General features: G+C 72.9%; 12 protein-coding genes. 6 read left to right on the top strand and 6 right to left on the bottom strand.

Annotated features, from left to right (window positions below; genetic code table 11):
• Positions 1–44: 44 nt before the first annotated feature.
• Positions 45–2,126, top strand: coding sequence for a cytochrome c oxidase assembly protein (locus tag ACGFI8_RS36770; protein ID WP_392811713.1), 2,082 nt, complete (start codon positions 45–47; stop codon positions 2,124–2,126).
• Positions 2,127–2,133: 7 nt separating this feature from the next.
• Here ACGFI8_RS36770 and ACGFI8_RS36765 read toward each other — a convergent pair whose 3' ends face one another.
• Entirely contained in the window at positions 2,134–2,715 is a 582-nt protein-coding gene (locus tag ACGFI8_RS36765) for a copper resistance protein CopC (protein WP_392811712.1), read from the bottom strand.
• 393 nt (positions 2,716–3,108) lie between these two features.
• Between ACGFI8_RS36765 and ACGFI8_RS36760 the strand changes: the two genes are divergently transcribed.
• From ACGFI8_RS36760 to ACGFI8_RS36740, 5 genes are all read left to right on the top strand, one after another.
• On the top strand, positions 3,109–3,336 hold the full coding sequence (locus ACGFI8_RS36760; RefSeq protein ID WP_392811710.1) for a hypothetical protein: 228 nt from the start codon (positions 3,109–3,111) through the stop codon (positions 3,334–3,336).
• Positions 3,337–3,438: 102 nt separating this feature from the next.
• Positions 3,439–4,833 (top strand): cytochrome ubiquinol oxidase subunit I, encoded by a 1,395-nt coding sequence (locus tag ACGFI8_RS36755; protein ID WP_392811708.1) that lies wholly within the window; start codon positions 3,439–3,441, stop codon positions 4,831–4,833.
• Between the two features lie 14 nt (positions 4,834–4,847).
• Positions 4,848–5,852, top strand: a complete 1,005-nt coding sequence (gene cydB, locus ACGFI8_RS36750) for a cytochrome d ubiquinol oxidase subunit II (protein ID WP_392811707.1) — start codon at positions 4,848–4,850, stop codon at positions 5,850–5,852.
• On the top strand, positions 5,849–7,477 hold the full coding sequence (cydD, locus tag ACGFI8_RS36745; RefSeq protein WP_392811706.1) for a thiol reductant ABC exporter subunit CydD: 1,629 nt from the start codon (positions 5,849–5,851) through the stop codon (positions 7,475–7,477). Before cydB ends, cydD begins: the two co-directional genes overlap by 4 nt.
• Before the next feature lie 49 nt (positions 7,478–7,526).
• Positions 7,527–9,428: an amino acid ABC transporter ATP-binding/permease protein gene (locus ACGFI8_RS36740; RefSeq protein ID WP_392811704.1), complete on the top strand. Its 1,902-nt coding sequence runs from the start codon at positions 7,527–7,529 to the stop codon at positions 9,426–9,428.
• 283 nt (positions 9,429–9,711) lie between these two features.
• On the opposite strand, the gene ACGFI8_RS36735 is transcribed toward ACGFI8_RS36740, so the two are convergent.
• Genes ACGFI8_RS36735 through ACGFI8_RS36715 form a run of 5 tightly spaced genes read right to left on the bottom strand, consistent with a single transcriptional unit; the run spans position 9,712 to position 14,448 of the window.
• Positions 9,712–10,572 carry an SDR family NAD(P)-dependent oxidoreductase gene (locus ACGFI8_RS36735; RefSeq protein WP_392811836.1) on the bottom strand — a complete coding sequence of 287 codons (861 nt, stop codon included), beginning with the start codon at positions 10,570–10,572 and terminating at the stop codon, positions 9,712–9,714.
• Complete coding sequence (locus ACGFI8_RS36730) at positions 10,565–11,350, bottom strand: enoyl-CoA hydratase/isomerase family protein (RefSeq protein WP_392811702.1); 786 nt, start codon at positions 11,348–11,350, stop codon at positions 10,565–10,567. Before ACGFI8_RS36730 ends, ACGFI8_RS36735 begins: the two co-directional genes overlap by 8 nt.
• A complete protein-coding gene (locus ACGFI8_RS36725; RefSeq protein ID WP_392811701.1) occupies positions 11,347–12,399 on the bottom strand; it encodes an LLM class F420-dependent oxidoreductase in 1,053 nt (350 codons plus the stop codon). Before ACGFI8_RS36725 ends, ACGFI8_RS36730 begins: the two co-directional genes overlap by 4 nt.
• A gap of 45 nt (positions 12,400–12,444) precedes the next feature.
• Positions 12,445–13,242: an enoyl-CoA hydratase/isomerase family protein gene (locus tag ACGFI8_RS36720; protein ID WP_392811699.1), complete on the bottom strand. Its 798-nt coding sequence runs from the start codon at positions 13,240–13,242 to the stop codon at positions 12,445–12,447.
• A 6-nt stretch (positions 13,243–13,248) separates the two neighbouring features.
• Positions 13,249–14,448 (bottom strand): TetR/AcrR family transcriptional regulator, encoded by a 1,200-nt coding sequence (locus tag ACGFI8_RS36715; protein ID WP_392811698.1) that lies wholly within the window; start codon positions 14,446–14,448, stop codon positions 13,249–13,251.
• Positions 14,449–14,494 lie beyond the last annotated feature (46 nt).

Raw genomic sequence — 14,494 nt, 5'->3', positions numbered from 1 at the left:
GGGTCGCGGGAACCGGATCGGCCCCGGCGACGACCACCCGGACGATGTTCACGCTACTGCACCGGTATGTGTCCGTTTCCCCGGCGCGGCGGCTGCTCCTGGCCGTCGTCGCGGTCGCCGGGCTGCTGCTGACGCTGATCGTGGCTCTGCGCTTCGGCGGCGCGGTCGCCGGCGGCCGCATCCCCGGCCTGCCGGATCCGGGCGCGTGGACGCGGTGGGGCCTGCCGGTGACCCGGGCGGCGGTGGACGTGTTCGGCACCCTGACGGTGGGCTGGTGCGTGACGGCGGCGTTCCTGCTGCCCGGCAGCGCCGCCCCACCCGGCACGGCCGGCGAGGCCGGTGAGGGCAGCGGCGGCGCCGAGCGTCACGGCCGCGGGCAGCTGGTCGGGCCGGCCGCGTACCGGCTGCTGCGCCGCGCCTCGTGGTGGGCCGGCGGCTGGGCCCTGGCGAGCGCGGTGATGCTGCCGCTGACACTGTCGGACCTCCTCGGTGTGCCGGTCGGCCAGGTGTCGTGGGCGGGGGTGCGCAGCCTGGCCTGGTCGGTGGCGCAGGGCCAGTCCGCGCTGACCCAGGCGGTGCTCGCCGCGGCGGTGGCGCTGGGGTGCCGGGTGGTGCTGACCCGCACGGCCGCGGGCGTGGTGGCCGCGCTGGCGTGTGCCGGGCTGGTGCCGCCGGCGCTGACCGGGCACGCCGCCGGGGCCGGGGACCATCAGCTGGCGGTGACCAGCCTCGCCGTGCACATCGTCGCCGCCGCGCTGTGGGCCGGCGGCCTGGCCGCGCTGCTCGTACTGCGCTCCGACCGGGTACTGGGCGTCGCCGCGGCCGGCTACAGCCGCCTGGCCCTCGGGTGCTGGGTGGCGGTCGCGCTCAGCGGCCTGGCCAACGCAGTTGTCCGGCTCGGCGCGGTCGAGGAGCTGTGGCACTCCCGGTACGGCCTCCTCGTGCTGGGCAAGACCGCCGCGCTCGTCTCGGCCGGGATCCTCGGCGCCGTGCACCGCGCCCGCGCCCTGCCCGCCCTGCGGGCCGGGCGGCCGGGCGCGTTCCGCCGGCTCGCCGCCGGCGAGCTGCTGTTGTTCGCCGTCACGTTCGGCCTGGCCGTGGCCCTGTCGCGCGCCCCGACGCCGGTACCCACCGACCCGGTCCAGACCGATCCGGTGACCGACCTGCTCGGCTTCGCCGCGCCCGCGCCGATGAGCGCCGTGCGGGTGTTCTGGCCGCCGCTGGTCGACGCCTTCTTCCTGGCCGTGGTCGCGGCCGGGATCGGCGGATACGCGATCGGGGTGTGGCGGCTGTGGCGGGGCGGGCACCGGTGGCCGGCCGCCCGGACCGCGAGCTGGCTGGGCGGGATGCTGCTGCTCGGCCTGTTCACGGTGGGCGGGTTCGCCCGCTACGCCTACGTGCTGTTCTCCGCGCACATGGCCCAGCACATGGTGCTCGGCATGGTGGTGCCGATCCTGCTCGTCGGCGGCGCCCCGATCACCCTGGCCCTGCGCACCCTGCGCCCGCCGGCCGACCCGGCGGTCCGGGGCGCCCGGGACTGGCTGATGCTGGCCCTGCACAGCCGGCCGGCGCGGCTGGTGTCGCATCCCCTCGTGGCGCTCGCGCTGTACGTGGTGGGCCTGTACGCGCTCTACTTCAGCGACCTGCTCGAGGTTCTGATGCGCTACCACCTCGGGCACCTGGCGATGCTGACGCACTTCGTGGCGGCCGGGTTCCTGTTCTACTGGGTGCTCATCGGCGTCGACCCCGGCCGGCGCGCGGTACCGCCGCCGCTGCTGGTGCTGCTGCACTTCGCCGGCATGGCCTTCCACGCCTTCCTCGGCCTCGCCCTCATGCAGTCCCGCACCGTGATCGCGCCGGGCTGGTACACCGCCGTCCACCCGGCCTGGGCCGACAGCCTCATGGCCGACCAGCACCTGGGCGCCGGGCTGGCGTGGAGCTTCGGCGAGATCCCCGCCGCGGCGATCCTGCTGCTGCTCGTGGTCCGGTGGATCCGCGCCGACGAGCGCGAGCAGCGCCGCCTGGACCGGGCCGCGGACCGGGCCGAGGCCACCGGCGAGGAGGACGAATTGGCGCGGTACAACGCCTTCCTGCGCGCGGCCGCGGCGGAGGCCGAACGCCGCTGACCGCCGGTCAGCCGCCTGCCGCGCGTCGCCGCCGGGACCACAGCCAGCCACCGCCCGCCGCCGGCACGAGCACGACCGCGGCGACGATCCACCACACGGCCGTCGAGGAGTCCCGCCCGCCCGCGGCCGGCCGGGCGGCCACCGGGCTTGACGCCGTCGCGATCGCCCCCGCCGTGGTCGGGCTCGGTGACGCGGCGGCGCTCGTGGGCGCCGGCGCCGCGTTGGTGAACGTGAACTGGCCCTGGATCGGGTGGCCGTCGGCGGAGACCGCCCGCCACGCCACCCGCACCGGTCCCGGCGGCAGCGCGCTGACCGCCTGGATCAGCGTGGCGTCCACACCCCGCGGCGCGCCCTGCGCGTGGCTCGCGCCGTCGGCGCCGGTGACCACGATGGTGCTGAACTTCGACTTGACCGGCTCGTTGAAGGTCAGCGTCACCGCGGTGACCGGCGTGGTCACGCTCGCACCGTCGGCCGGGTCCGTGGACAGCAGCCGGTCGTGGGCAAAGGCCGGCCGCGCCGGCGGCAGCATGACGAGCAGGGCGGCGGCGGTCGCGGCCAGGGCCGCGCGAGTGGTCGCGGGCAGTCGCATGCGCTCCATCCTGAACCACGATCCGGCGCCATCCGGCGCTCGGTGGCCGGCGAGTGAGATGGCCAACCGCCGGGAACCGGGCGCGGTTCCGCGGCGACTACCAGGGGTCAGTCGCCGGCCGTCGCGGGCTTCTACCGGATAATTCGTAGAAATAGGGCGAAACTGCCGAAATGGCTTGGTGCGTGCCCCGGCGTGCTGGGACCGGGACACGCACCTGCCGCGGTGTTCAGCCGGTGGCGGCGGCCGGCTGCGGCACCGGCGCGCTCGATTGCTCGGGACGTGGGGTGTCGTGCTCGAGCATGGTGCGCTCGTCGAAGGGGGCGTGGCCGGCGAGCACATCGTCGCAGCGGGCCTCCCCCGACTGAAGGCGGGGGTCTCCACGGAAGGAATCCGATGAGCCCGGAGTCGCTCACCGCGGTGGCCGGGCTGGTGCGCGGGGCCGCCGCCGGCATGTCGGCCGCCGAGGTGGCCCGGGCGCTGCAGGCATCCCGGGTGACCGCGCGCCGATACCTGGAGTACCTCGCCGAGGCCGGCGCGGTCGCCCGGCACCTGCGCTACCGCGGCGCGGGCCGGCCCGAGGTCGAGTACCGCTGGCTGCGCGGCCGGCCTGCGGCGCAGTAGGCGCGGGCCCGCGAAACCCGCCCGGAGGTGCCCCTTGCGGCCCGGTGCTGATGGGACTTTCGGCCCTGATCCGCCGCGGCGGCGGTGCGCAGAATCTGCGTCATGGACGCCCTCGATCTTGCCCGGTGGCAGTTCGCGATCACCACCGTGTACCACTACATCTTCGTACCGATCACGATCGGCCTCTCCGCGCTCGTGGCGGGGCTGCAGACCGCGTGGGTGCGCACCGGGCGGGAGGAGTACCTGCGGGCCACGAAGTTCTGGGGCAAGCTCTTCCTGATCAACTTCGCGATGGGGGTCGTGACCGGCATCGTGCAGGAGTTCCAGTTCGGCATGAACTGGAGCGCGTACTCGCGGTTCGTCGGCGACATCTTCGGCGCGCCGCTGGCCATCGAGGGGCTGCTCGCGTTCTTCCTGGAGTCGACGTTCCTCGGCCTGTGGATCTTCGGCTGGGACCGGCTGCCGAAGCGGGTGCACCTGGCCACGATCTGGCTGGCCGCGATCGGCACGATGCTGTCGGCGTACTTCATCCTCGCCGCGAACTCCTGGATGCAGCACCCGGTCGGTTACACCGTCAACGCCGAGCGGGGCCGGGCCGAGCTCACCGACATCGGCGCCGTGCTCACCAACAGCACCGCGCTGGTCACCTTCCCGCACACGATCACCGCCTGCTTCTTGACCGCCGGCGCGCTGCTGCTCGCGGTCAGCGCCTGGCACCTGCGCCGTGGCAACCAGGTCGAGGTGTTCCGGCCCGGCCTGCGGCTGGGCGGCTGGGTGGTGCTGATCGCCGGCGTCGGCGTGCTCATCACCGGCGACCTGCAGGCCCGCATCATGACCGAGCAGCAGCCGATGAAGATGGCCGCCGCCGAGGCCCTCTACGACACCAGCAAGCCGGCGTCCTTCTCGGTGTTCACGATCGGGTCGCTGGACGGCCGCGAGGAGGTGGCCAGCGTGCGCATCCCGTCGCTGCTGTCGTTCATGGCCACCGGCAGCCCGTCCGGCGAGGTTGAGGGGATCAACGACCTGCAGCGGCAGTACGCCCAGAAGTACGGCGAAGGCGACTACGTGCCCTACGTCCCGGTCACGTACTGGTCGTTCCGCCTGATGATCGGCTTCGGCGGGCTCGCCATGGCGGTGGCCGCGCTCGCGCTGTGGAGCACCCGCAAGGGGCGCCGCCCGGCCGGGCGCTTGCTGTGGCTGGCCGCGATCGCCACGGTCGCGATGCCGCTGCTGGCCAACTCGTTCGGCTGGATCTTCACCGAGGTGGGCCGCCAGCCGTGGACCGTCTTCGGGCTGTTCAAGACCTCGCAGAGCGTCTCGCCGGCGGTGTCCACCGCGACCGTGGCGACCTCGCTCATCGTTTTCACGGTGCTGTACGGCGCGCTGGCGATCGTCGAGCTCATGCTCATGCTGCGCTACGCCCGGGCCGGCGCACCGGAAACTGTCGTACCCCCCGGCGAAGATGAGCCGGACCGTCCGCTCGCGTTCGCGTACTGAAGGCAGGCGCCGACATGGCACTCACCACCGTCTGGTTCATCCTGATCGCCGTGCTCTGGGCCGGCTACTTCCTCCTGGAGGGCTTCGACTTCGGCGTCGGCATGCTGCTGCCGGTCCTCGGCCGCGACGAGCGCGAGCGGCGCCTGCTCATCAACACCATCGGCCCGGTCTGGGACGGCAACGAGGTCTGGCTGCTCGTCGCGGGCGGCGCCACGTTCGCCGCCTTCCCCGAGTGGTACGCCACCCTGTTCTCCGGCTTCTACCTGCCGCTGCTGATCATCCTCGTGGCGCTGATCCTGCGTGGCCTGGCGTTCGAGTACCGCGGCAAGGTGGACAGTCCACAGTGGAGGCGCCGCTGGGACCTCGCGATCATCGGTGGCAGCCTGGTGCCCGCCCTGCTGTGGGGCGTCGCGTTCGGCAACATCGTGCGCGGCGTGCCGCTGGACGCCCGGCACGAGTACACCGGCTCGCGGCTCACCCTGCTCAACCCGTACGCGCTGCTCGGCGGCCTGACCACACTGTCGCTGTTCGCGCTGCACGGCGCGGTGTTCCTGGCCCTGAAGACCGACGGCGACGTGCGGCAGCGGGCCGGCCGGCTCGCGTGGCGGCTCAGCCTGCCGGCGGTGGTGCTGGCTGGCGCGTTCCTGCTGTGGACCCAGCTGACCCACGACGACGCCTGGGGCTGGGCGCTGTCCGCGGCCGCCGCGGTGGCGCTGGTCGCGGCGCTCCCGGCCATCCGTGCCCGGCGCGAGGGCTGGGCGTTCCTGGCCACCGCCGTCACCCTGGTGCTGGCCGTCGCGGCGCTGTTCGTCACGCTCTTCCCCGACGTCATGCCCACCACCCTCGACGGCGGCCAGAGCCTCACGGTGACCAACGCGGCCTCCTCGCCGTATACGTTGAAGGTGATGACCTGGGTCGCGGTGTGCTTCACGCCGATCGTGCTGGGCTACCAGTCCTGGACCTACTGGGTGTTCCGCCGCCGGCTGCGGGTGGAGCACATCCCGGCGGCCCACCCGTGAAGCCGCTGGACCCCCGGCTGCTGCGCCACGCCCGGGCCGCGCGGACCTATCTCGCGCTGTCCGTGGCGCTCGGCGCGGCGCTGGCCGCCCTGCTCGTCGCGCAGGCGACCCTGCTCGCGGACGCCATCACCGACGTCTACCTGCACGGCGCCGACCTGCGCCGGATCGCACCGGCGCTGGGCTGGCTGGCCGCGGTCGTCGCCGCGCGGGCGGCCGTCGCCTGGGCGCAGGAGGCCGCCGCGGCCCGGTCCGCGGCCGCGGTCAAGCACCAGCTGCGGGCCCGGCTGCTGGCCCACGTGGCGGCGCTCGGCCCGGCCGCGGCGCCGCCGAGCGGGACGGTCGCCACGCTGGCCACCCGGGGGCTCGACGCGCTCGACGCCTACTTCGCGCGGTACCTGCCGCAGCTGGTCCTCGCCGCGCTCGTGCCCGTCATCCTGCTTGTGCGCGTCGCGCCGGCCGACCTCGTCGCGGCCGGCACGATGGCCGTCACGCTGCCGCTCATCCCGGTCTTCATGGCCCTGGTCGGGCTGCATACCGAGGCCGCCAACAAGCGGCAGTTCCGGCTGCTGAGCCGGCTGTCGCATCACTTCCTCGACGTCGTGGCCGGCCTGCCGACGCTGCGCGTCTTCGGCCGGGCCGGGCGGCAGGCCCAGGTGATCGCCCGGATCAGCGCCGAGCAGCGCCGGGTCACGATGCGCACGCTGCGGCTGGCGTTCCTGTCCTCCCTCGTGCTCGAGCTGCTGGCCACCCTGTCCGTGGCGCTCGTCGCGGTCGGCATCGGGCTGCGCCTGGTCGACGGGCGGCTCGGCCTGGCCACCGCGCTGCTGGTGCTGATCCTGGCCCCGGAGGTGTACCTGCCGCTGCGCCAGGTCGGCGCCAACTACCACGCCAGCGCCGAGGGCCTCGCCGCCGCGGCCGACGTCTTCGCGGTGCTGGAGACCCCGCTGCCCGAGCGGGGCGCGGCCCCGCCGCCGACGGGCGTGATCCGGTTCGACCGGATGGTGGTACGCCACGCCGGCCGCCCCCCGCTGCCGCCGTTCAGCGCCGAGGTGCGCCCCGGCGAGCTGGTGGCGCTGACCGGCCCGAGCGGCTGCGGCAAGTCGACCGCACTGTCGGTGCTGATGGGCTTCGCCACACCGCAGAGCGGCACCGTGGCGGTCGGCGGCACCGATCTGTCCACAGTGGATCCGGATGGCTGGCGCCGGGGGGTGGCGTGGCTGCCGCAGCGGCCCTGGCTGTTCGCCGGCACGATCGCGGACAACATTCGCCTCGGCGCGCCGGAGGCCGACGACGCGGCGGTCCGGAGCGCGGCCGCCCGCGCCGGCGCGCTGGACTTCGTCGAGGCGCTGCCCGACGGCCTCGGCGCCCGCATCGGCGACGACGGCGCGGGCCTGTCCGCCGGGCAGCGGCAGCGCATCGCCCTCGCCCGGGTCTTCCTGCGCGACGCGCCGCTGGTGCTGCTCGACGAGCCGACCGCGGGCCTGGACGCCGCGACCGAGGCCGGCATCCTGGCCGCGATCCGCGCCCACGCCGCCGGCCGGACCGTGATCCTGGTGGCGCACCGCCCCGCCCTGCTCGCCGCCGCCGACCGCGAGATCCCGCTGACCCCGGCGGCGGTGTCCTGATGGCCGTCCTGCCCGTGGTGGCGGGCCCGGCCCGGGCGGCGGTGTCCTGATGGGCGTTCTGCGCGTGGTGATGGGCCCGGCTCGGGCGGCGGCGGGGCGGTTGACCCTGGCCGTGCTGGCCGGCCTCGGCGCCGCCGGCGCGGCGGTCGGGCTCATGGCCACCTCGGCCTGGCTGATCTCCCGCGCCGCCCAGCACCCGCCGGTGCTGCACCTCATGGTCGCCATCGTCGCCGTGCGCGCCTTCGGCATCGGCCGGGGCGTGCTGCGCTATGCCGAGCGGCTGGCCGGGCACGACGCCGCCCTGCGAATGCTCGGGGACCTGCGGGTGCGCGCCTACCGGCGGCTGGTGCCGCTCGCGCCGGCCGGGCTGGCCGGCTTCCGCCGCGGCGATCTCGCGGCGCGCCTCGCCGCCGACGTCGACGCGGTCGTCGACCTCGTCGTGCGGGTGTGCCTGCCGATCGTCGTGGCCGCGGTGACGGGCCTGGCCTCGGTGCTGCTCGTCGGCGCCCTGCTGCCCGTCGCCGGCGCCGCGCTCGCCGCCGGCCTGCTCGTGGCCGGCGTCGGGGTACCGTTGCTGCAGTCCGCGCTCGTCCGCCGCGCCGACGCCCGGCTCGCCCCGCTGCGCGGCACCCTCGCCGCCGGCGCGACCGACCTGGTGCACGGCCTGCCCGACCTGGTCGCGGCCGGCGCCACCGGCACGGCCCTGGCCGCCCTGGAGCGCACCGACCGGGAGCTGCTCGCCGCGACCCGCCGCTCCAGCGCCCTGGCCGGCGTCTCGGCCGCGGTTACCGCGGCCTGCTCGGGCCTCAGCGTGCTGGCCGGCCTCGCCGCGGGCGCGGTCGCGGTGCGCTCCGGGGCGCTGCCGGGCGAGCTGCTCGCCGTCGTCGTCCTCACGCCGCTGGCGGTGTTCGAGACCGTCGCCGCCGTGCCGGTCGCCGCGCAGGGCCTCGCCGCCGCGCGGGCCGCCCTGCGCCGCCTCGCCGAGATCGAGGCGGTCCCGGACCCCGCACCCGACCCGGCGTCGCCGGTCGCTCTGCCGGTTGGGTCGCGAGCCGCTTTGCCGGTTGGGTCGCGGGTCGCTTTGCCGGTTGCGGCGCCGCTAGCGTCGATCGCTTTGCCCGTCGCGTCACCGGTGGCGTTGCCAGTAGCGCTGCCCGTCGCGTCTTCGGCCGCTTTGCTCGTCGCGTCGCCGGCCGCTTTGCCCGTCGCGTCAGCGGTGGCGTCGCCCGTCGCTGTGCCCGTCGCGTCAGCGGTGGCGTCGCCCGTCGCTGTGCCCATCGCGGCTTCGGTCGGGAGCGCCGGACAGCCGCCGACGGTGTGCGTTGAGCATGTCGCCGCTGCGTGGGTGGCCGATCGGCCGGTGCTGCACGATCTGTCGTTCACGCTGCGGCCCGGCCGCTGCATCGCGCTGGTCGGGCCGAGCGGCGCTGGGAAGAGCACCGTCGCGGCGCTGCTGCTGCGCTGGCTGGACCCCACCGCGGGCCGGGTCACGCTCGGTGGAGTCGACCTGCGCGACCTGCGCGGCGACGACGTGCGAAGGGTGATCGGCTATCTCGGCGACGACGCCTACCTGTTCGACACCACCATCGAGGAAAACCTGCGCATCGCGCGGCCCGAGGCAACCCGCGAGGAGTTGGAGGCGGCCCTGACCGCCGCGCGGCTCGCCGGGTGGGTCCGGTCCCTTCCCGACGGGCTCGGCACGCTTGTCGGAGAGCACGGCGCGGCCGTCTCCGGCGGGCAGCGGCGCCGTCTCGCCCTGGCCCGGGCGCTGCTGGCCGGCTTCCCGGTGCTGATCCTGGACGAGCCGACCGAGCACCTCGACGAACAGACCGCCAACGAGTTGCTCGACGACCTGCTGGACGCCGCCAAGGGCCGCACCGTCCTGCTGATCACCCACCGCACCGACGTGCTGGATCGCGTCGACGAGGTCGTGTCGGTGGGGGGGATGTGAACCCCCACCCATAGCATCCCTGCCTGAAACAGGGATGCATGCGTCGAGCGTATGCAACGTTCTTCGCAAGCTCAAGCGGCTTGAAATTGTACCGCTCTGCCCATGGATGCATCCCGCTCCGCCTTGTGGTTGCTCGCAATGGTGTGCGGCGAGCGACGGCCAGGCGTCGGCGCAGGTGGTCGCAGTACGGGTCGACGACGGTGGTAGCCCTGGCGGGTGACCCAAACATGCCCTGCGCGTCGGCAAGGACGGATAGGGAGTGGCAGCTGGGTGCTGATAGATGTCAATCGGTCACGATCCCGCTTCCCCAGCGATCGGGATTTGGATGTTGCATCACGTCCAGGGTGAGTACTGATGCGAACTCCTGGGTTGTCCAGAGTCCCGTCCGCCTCCAGGTGGAGGTGGCCGTGGGGTGGGACCAGATTGATAGCTCCGTGCCGTCGAAGGACAGCACTTGGCCGTGCAGGTGCCGACTCGCGTCGGATGCGAGGTAGGTGACTACCGGTGCGACCGTTTCCGGAGGTGGGAAGGCCAACCGGTGCGCGACCTGCCCGGTATCGAAGACGGCAGTCATGTCGGTGCGTGCGATGGGCGCGAGGGCGTTGACTCGAATGCCCTGCCGTGTCAGCTCGAGATCCATTACACGAGACAGTCCGACGATCCCCGCCTTCGCCGCCGCGTAGTTGGACTGTCCGAAGGTGCCGAAGAGCCCCGCCCCGGACGTGATGTTGACGATGCTGCCGCCCGTTGCCCGCATGGCCCGTGCCGCGGACGCGCTGCACGCCCAGGTACCGCGCAGGTGGACGGCGATGACCTCGTCGAACTCCTCGACGGTCATGCGGGTCAGCGACCGGTCGTGGGTCAGGCCAGCGTTGTTGACGAGCAGTCCGATCCCGCCGAACTCCTCGACGCACGTCTCGATCAGGCGTGCGCAGAAGGTGACGTCGGCGACCGATCCGACGCAAGCGACTGCGGTGCCGCCCCGGTCGGTGATGGCGGCAACGGCGGCCCGAGTCGTTTCGGGATTGGTCCCGTTGACCACGACGCGCGCTCCGGCTTGGGCGAGCGCGTCCGCGAAGGCTCGGCCGAGCCCGCGTGAGGAGCCCGTGACGACGGCGGGCAGCCCGGCCAGGTCGTCAACCATCACGCAACGCAGGGTTCGCGCGAATGGCCGCCGCCTGTCCAGAGGCGGCGATCGCCAGGCTTTGTTCGACGCCGGCCGCGTCGACCGCGGCCTTGAGGTGTGCCGGCACCGCCCGCGGCAGACTCCCGATTACCGAGGCGTACTCCTCGGCGGTGCTCAGCACATCCGAGGCGGGCACCGCGCGCAGGGCCAGGCCGAGGGTGACGGCCTCGGCGCCGCTGAACTCTCGGCCGGTGAGCATGAGGTCCAGGGCACGCTCCCGTCCGACGAGCCGCGGCAGCCAAGCCGTGGCGCCGAGGTCGGGTAGCAGTCCGTGGCGCACCTCGGCCAGTGCGAAGCGTGCGTCGTCGGCGACGATGCGCACGTCGCAGGCTAGCGCCAGCTGACACCCCGCCCCGAGGGCGGCGCCGGTGATCGCGGCGACGACCAGGAACGGTGCCCGGGGGATCCAGCGGACGGACTCTTGCGCGACGGCGATGTCGGCGAGCATCGGGTCAGGGTCGCCGGGCGGGTGGGCGGCCAGCCGGCGGATGAAGCCGTCGGGGCGACGGATCTCTTCCAGGTCGATCCCGGAGCTGAAGGATTCTCCGTTTCCGACCAGTACCACGCAGCAGACCGCCGGGTCCGCGGAGAGCATCCGTCCTGCGGCGGCGAGTTCGGCCCACATGCGTGGTGTCTGGGCGTTGTGCCGGTCCGGGCGGTCCAGCACGATGCGCCGGACCGAGCCCAGTCCTTCGACGCGGACCTGCGGGACGACGTCCTCTGTGGACCCGCTCACGAGACCAGCTCCTTGAAGACGGCCACGGACCGCACCTGCCCAGCGTGGTCCCCGCCGAGCATCTGGGCGTTGACCATGGAGACGCCTGCCTCGGCGAAGGCCTGCACACGTTCGGCGACGCGAGCCCGGGAACCGACCAGGCACACGCCGCGGACGAGTTCCTCGGGTAGCGCGGCTTCGGCTTCCCGCTTCCGCCCTTGCAGGTACAGGTCCTGGACCTGGGCCGCCGCCGCCTCGAAGCCGTAGCGGCCGACGAGGTCGTTGTAGAAGTTGCGGCCCGGGGCGCCCATTCCGCCGACATACAGCGCCAGGTGGCTACGCACCTGCTGCAGTGCCTGAGCCTCGGTCTCGGGGTCCTCGGTGATCAGCAACTGGGTGTCAGCCACCACCTGCAAGGCGCCGAGCGAAGGGTCGCGTTTGGCGGTGCCGGCGGCGAGCGCCTCGGCGAACGCGGCGCTGCTGCCCTCGGGGAAGAAGAACAGCGGCTCCCAGGCCTCGAACAGCTCAGCGGCGAGCGCCACATTCTTCGGGCCCATGGCGGCGAGGACCATCGGCACCCGGTCCCGGACGGGATGGTTGATCAACTTGAGTGGTTTGCCCAGACCGGTGCCGCCGTGTTCACGGTCGAGCGGTACGTGGAAGCGCTCCCCGTCGAACTGGAGCGATTCGCGCCGCCACACGGTACGGCAGATCTCCACGACCTCTCGCGTGGTTGCCAGGGGAGCGGTGTAGGGCACGCCATGGAAACCCTCCACCACCTGTGGGCCCGAGGCACCAACACCCAGGGTGAACCGGCCGCCGGACACGTAGTCCAGACCTGCTGCGGTCATCGCGAGCAACGCCGGGGTGCGCGAATATACGTTGAGGATGCCGGAGACCAACTCGACGGCTGTCGTCCGTGCGGCCAGGTACCCGAGCTGGCTGACCGCGTCGAAGGAGTACGCCTCCCCGACGAAGACCGCGTCCAGTCCTGCGGCCTCGAAATCCGCGATCCGGTCGGCGGTCGCTGCGAAACCGCCGCTGTAGGACATCTGCATGCCGATCCGCACGCGCTCGTGCCTCCGTTGAGAGTTGGGAAGAGCGATGGGCCGGTTTCAGGACCGGGCGGCGAGCCGCTCGGTCGCCTTACTCCGGCCGGCCCGCAGACGGTCGAGGCCCTCGGCGATCCGACGGGTGAACAGGCCGCGCTGGACGAGGTCGTGCGTGACCCGCAGCTCGTAGGCGGTGGCGCCGATGTGGTCCATGTTGGTGGCCCGCAGCGCGACCTCCTTGAGCACCGTCGTCAGCTCGGCTCCGTGCTCGGCGATCTGCTTGGCCAGTCGGAGCGCGCTCTCCCGCAGTCGGCCTTCCGGGACGACCTCGTCGACCAGGCCGACGCGGAGGGCCTCCTGGGCATCGATCGGGTCGCCGGTAAAGAACATCCGTCGCGCCCGCTGGGTGTTCATCTTGCGGAGCATGCCGTGGTAGAAGCCGTTCATCGCGTACTTGACCTGGGTGGAGCCGAAGGCGGCGTTCTCCGACGCGATGGTGATGTCGCACATGTTGGCCACGTCCATGCCGTAGCCGGGAGCGACTCCCGCAACGGCCGCGATCGTGGGCTTGCGGAAGTCGTAGATCGCCACCATGAGCTTGAGGGCGAGGTCGGTGAACCGGGTGCGGTCGTTACCACTGGTGCCCTGCAGCACGTCGAGGGCCCACCCGGCGCAGAAGTACTGCTCGTTGCCGATGATCAGGACAGCCGCGACATCGTCGTCGTAGGCCCAGGCGTCGAGCGCGGCGATGATCTCGTCGTGCAGCTCCCAACCCAGCGCGTTGCGCTTCTCGGGGTGGTTGAGCTGCATGACGCCGACGCCATCTTCGACGGACGTGAGTAGGTACTTGTAGTCGGACACGGTGGTCTACCTCTCGAGTGGGGCCGCCAGGGCGCCGTGGACCAGGGTGCGGAGCACCTCGGCGATGTCGGGACGGTCGTGCCAGTGCCCGAGGCGGACAACGTCGTGTACGACGGCTCGGGCGGCGTGCACGAGGACAAGGCACTGTGGGGCGGTCAGTCCGGACCGGGTGCGCCCGAGCGCAACGCACCAGGCGTCGATGTCGGCGTCGAGCCCGGCTCGGATTCGTCGTCCCGCCTCCGGCGGGAGGTTCACTGCCTCCCAGACATAGACGCCGAAGAGGAGCCGCTCCCTTATGCCCAGGTCGATGTATGTGTTGATGAGTTCGTCCAGCGAGGGGGGGCGAGATCCTCGGGTTCGCTGCGCGGCCAGCCATTCGGTGGCCCGCACGAAGGCGGCGACCAGCAGGTCTGACTTCGTGGCGTAGTAGTAGTAGAGGCTAGGTCCGGCCATGCCGAGCTCGGCTGCGATCTCGTCCAGGCTCACTGCCTGGTAGCCCTTCTCCGAGAAAAGCCGAATCGCCGTCCCCAGAACTTCCTCGCTGCGACTGGGCGTGGGCTCGAGGATTTGCTGCCCCTCAGATGGCCGGTCGGGCGGCGCAGCTCCGGTCGGGCTCACCCATCTGGCGCGGCAGGCCGCCTCGCTGGCGGCCGCGAGGATCGCTCGCTGCTCATCCTCGGGCAGCCGGCGCCGATAGACCGACGGGCTCGCCAGGACGGCGAGGGTTGCCGTCGTGAGGAGCTGGACCTCCGGCGCACCTAGGTCTGTCCGCTCCGCCTGAATGACCGTCGTGAAGCGGCGGACGATCGACGCGAAGCGGTCCTCGAGCGGCCCGCGCTGCTCGACACCGAGATGACGCATCTCCCGCTGCAGGAGAATCCACACCTCGCGCCGGGTCACCGCAACGGCGGCTGCGACCTGCAAGAACTCGGGCAGTGCCGCGTCCTTCGCTTCAGCGAGAGCCTCATCAACCGCGTCGAGTGCGGTGCCGATCGCCGCAGCGAGCAGCTCTTCCTTGTTCCGGAAGTGTCGGTAGATCGCCGGCGCCGTGAGCCCGATCGCCGCAGCGACGCCCGCCATCGAGACCTGGTGGAACCCGAGTCGGTGAAACTGCTGCGCCGCGATCTCGCCGAGCTGGGCACGACGTTCCTCCGTGCGCCGCCGGCCCCGGGGGGGCCTGGCGGCGTCGGAGCCACTGGAAACCATGAACTGGCCCTATCTCTCGTTAGGCGCTGGGACGTGGCGCGGACCG

The organism is Dactylosporangium sp. NPDC048998, from assembly GCF_043197855.1.
Taxonomy (GTDB): Bacteria; Actinomycetota; Actinomycetes; order Mycobacteriales; family Micromonosporaceae; genus Dactylosporangium.
The sequence above is the reverse complement of the archived record's forward strand: the minus strand, read 5'-3'. Positions and strand labels throughout refer to the sequence as shown.

Bases quoted from the DNA above. Each gene is read 5' to 3' on its own strand.
- ACGFI8_RS36755 (WP_392811708.1), top strand. From the start codon at position 3,439: ATGGACGCCCTCGATCTTGCCCGGTGGCAGTTCGCGATCACCACCGTG.
- cydB (WP_392811707.1), top strand. From the start codon at position 4,848: ATGGCACTCACCACCGTCTGGTTCATCCTGATCGCCGTGCTCTGGGCC.
- ACGFI8_RS36715 (WP_392811698.1), bottom strand. From the start codon at position 14,448: ATGGTTTCCAGTGGCTCCGACGCCGCCAGGCCCCCCCGGGGCCGGCGG.
- ACGFI8_RS36770 (WP_392811713.1), top strand. From the start codon at position 45: ATGTTCACGCTACTGCACCGGTATGTGTCCGTTTCCCCGGCGCGGCGG.
- ACGFI8_RS36760 (WP_392811710.1), top strand. From the start codon at position 3,109: ATGAGCCCGGAGTCGCTCACCGCGGTGGCCGGGCTGGTGCGCGGGGCC.
- ACGFI8_RS36740 (WP_392811704.1), top strand. From the start codon at position 7,527: ATGGGCGTTCTGCGCGTGGTGATGGGCCCGGCTCGGGCGGCGGCGGGG.
- ACGFI8_RS36735 (WP_392811836.1), bottom strand. From the start codon at position 10,572: ATGGTTGACGACCTGGCCGGGCTGCCCGCCGTCGTCACGGGCTCCTCA.
- ACGFI8_RS36765 (WP_392811712.1), bottom strand. From the start codon at position 2,715: ATGCGACTGCCCGCGACCACTCGCGCGGCCCTGGCCGCGACCGCCGCC.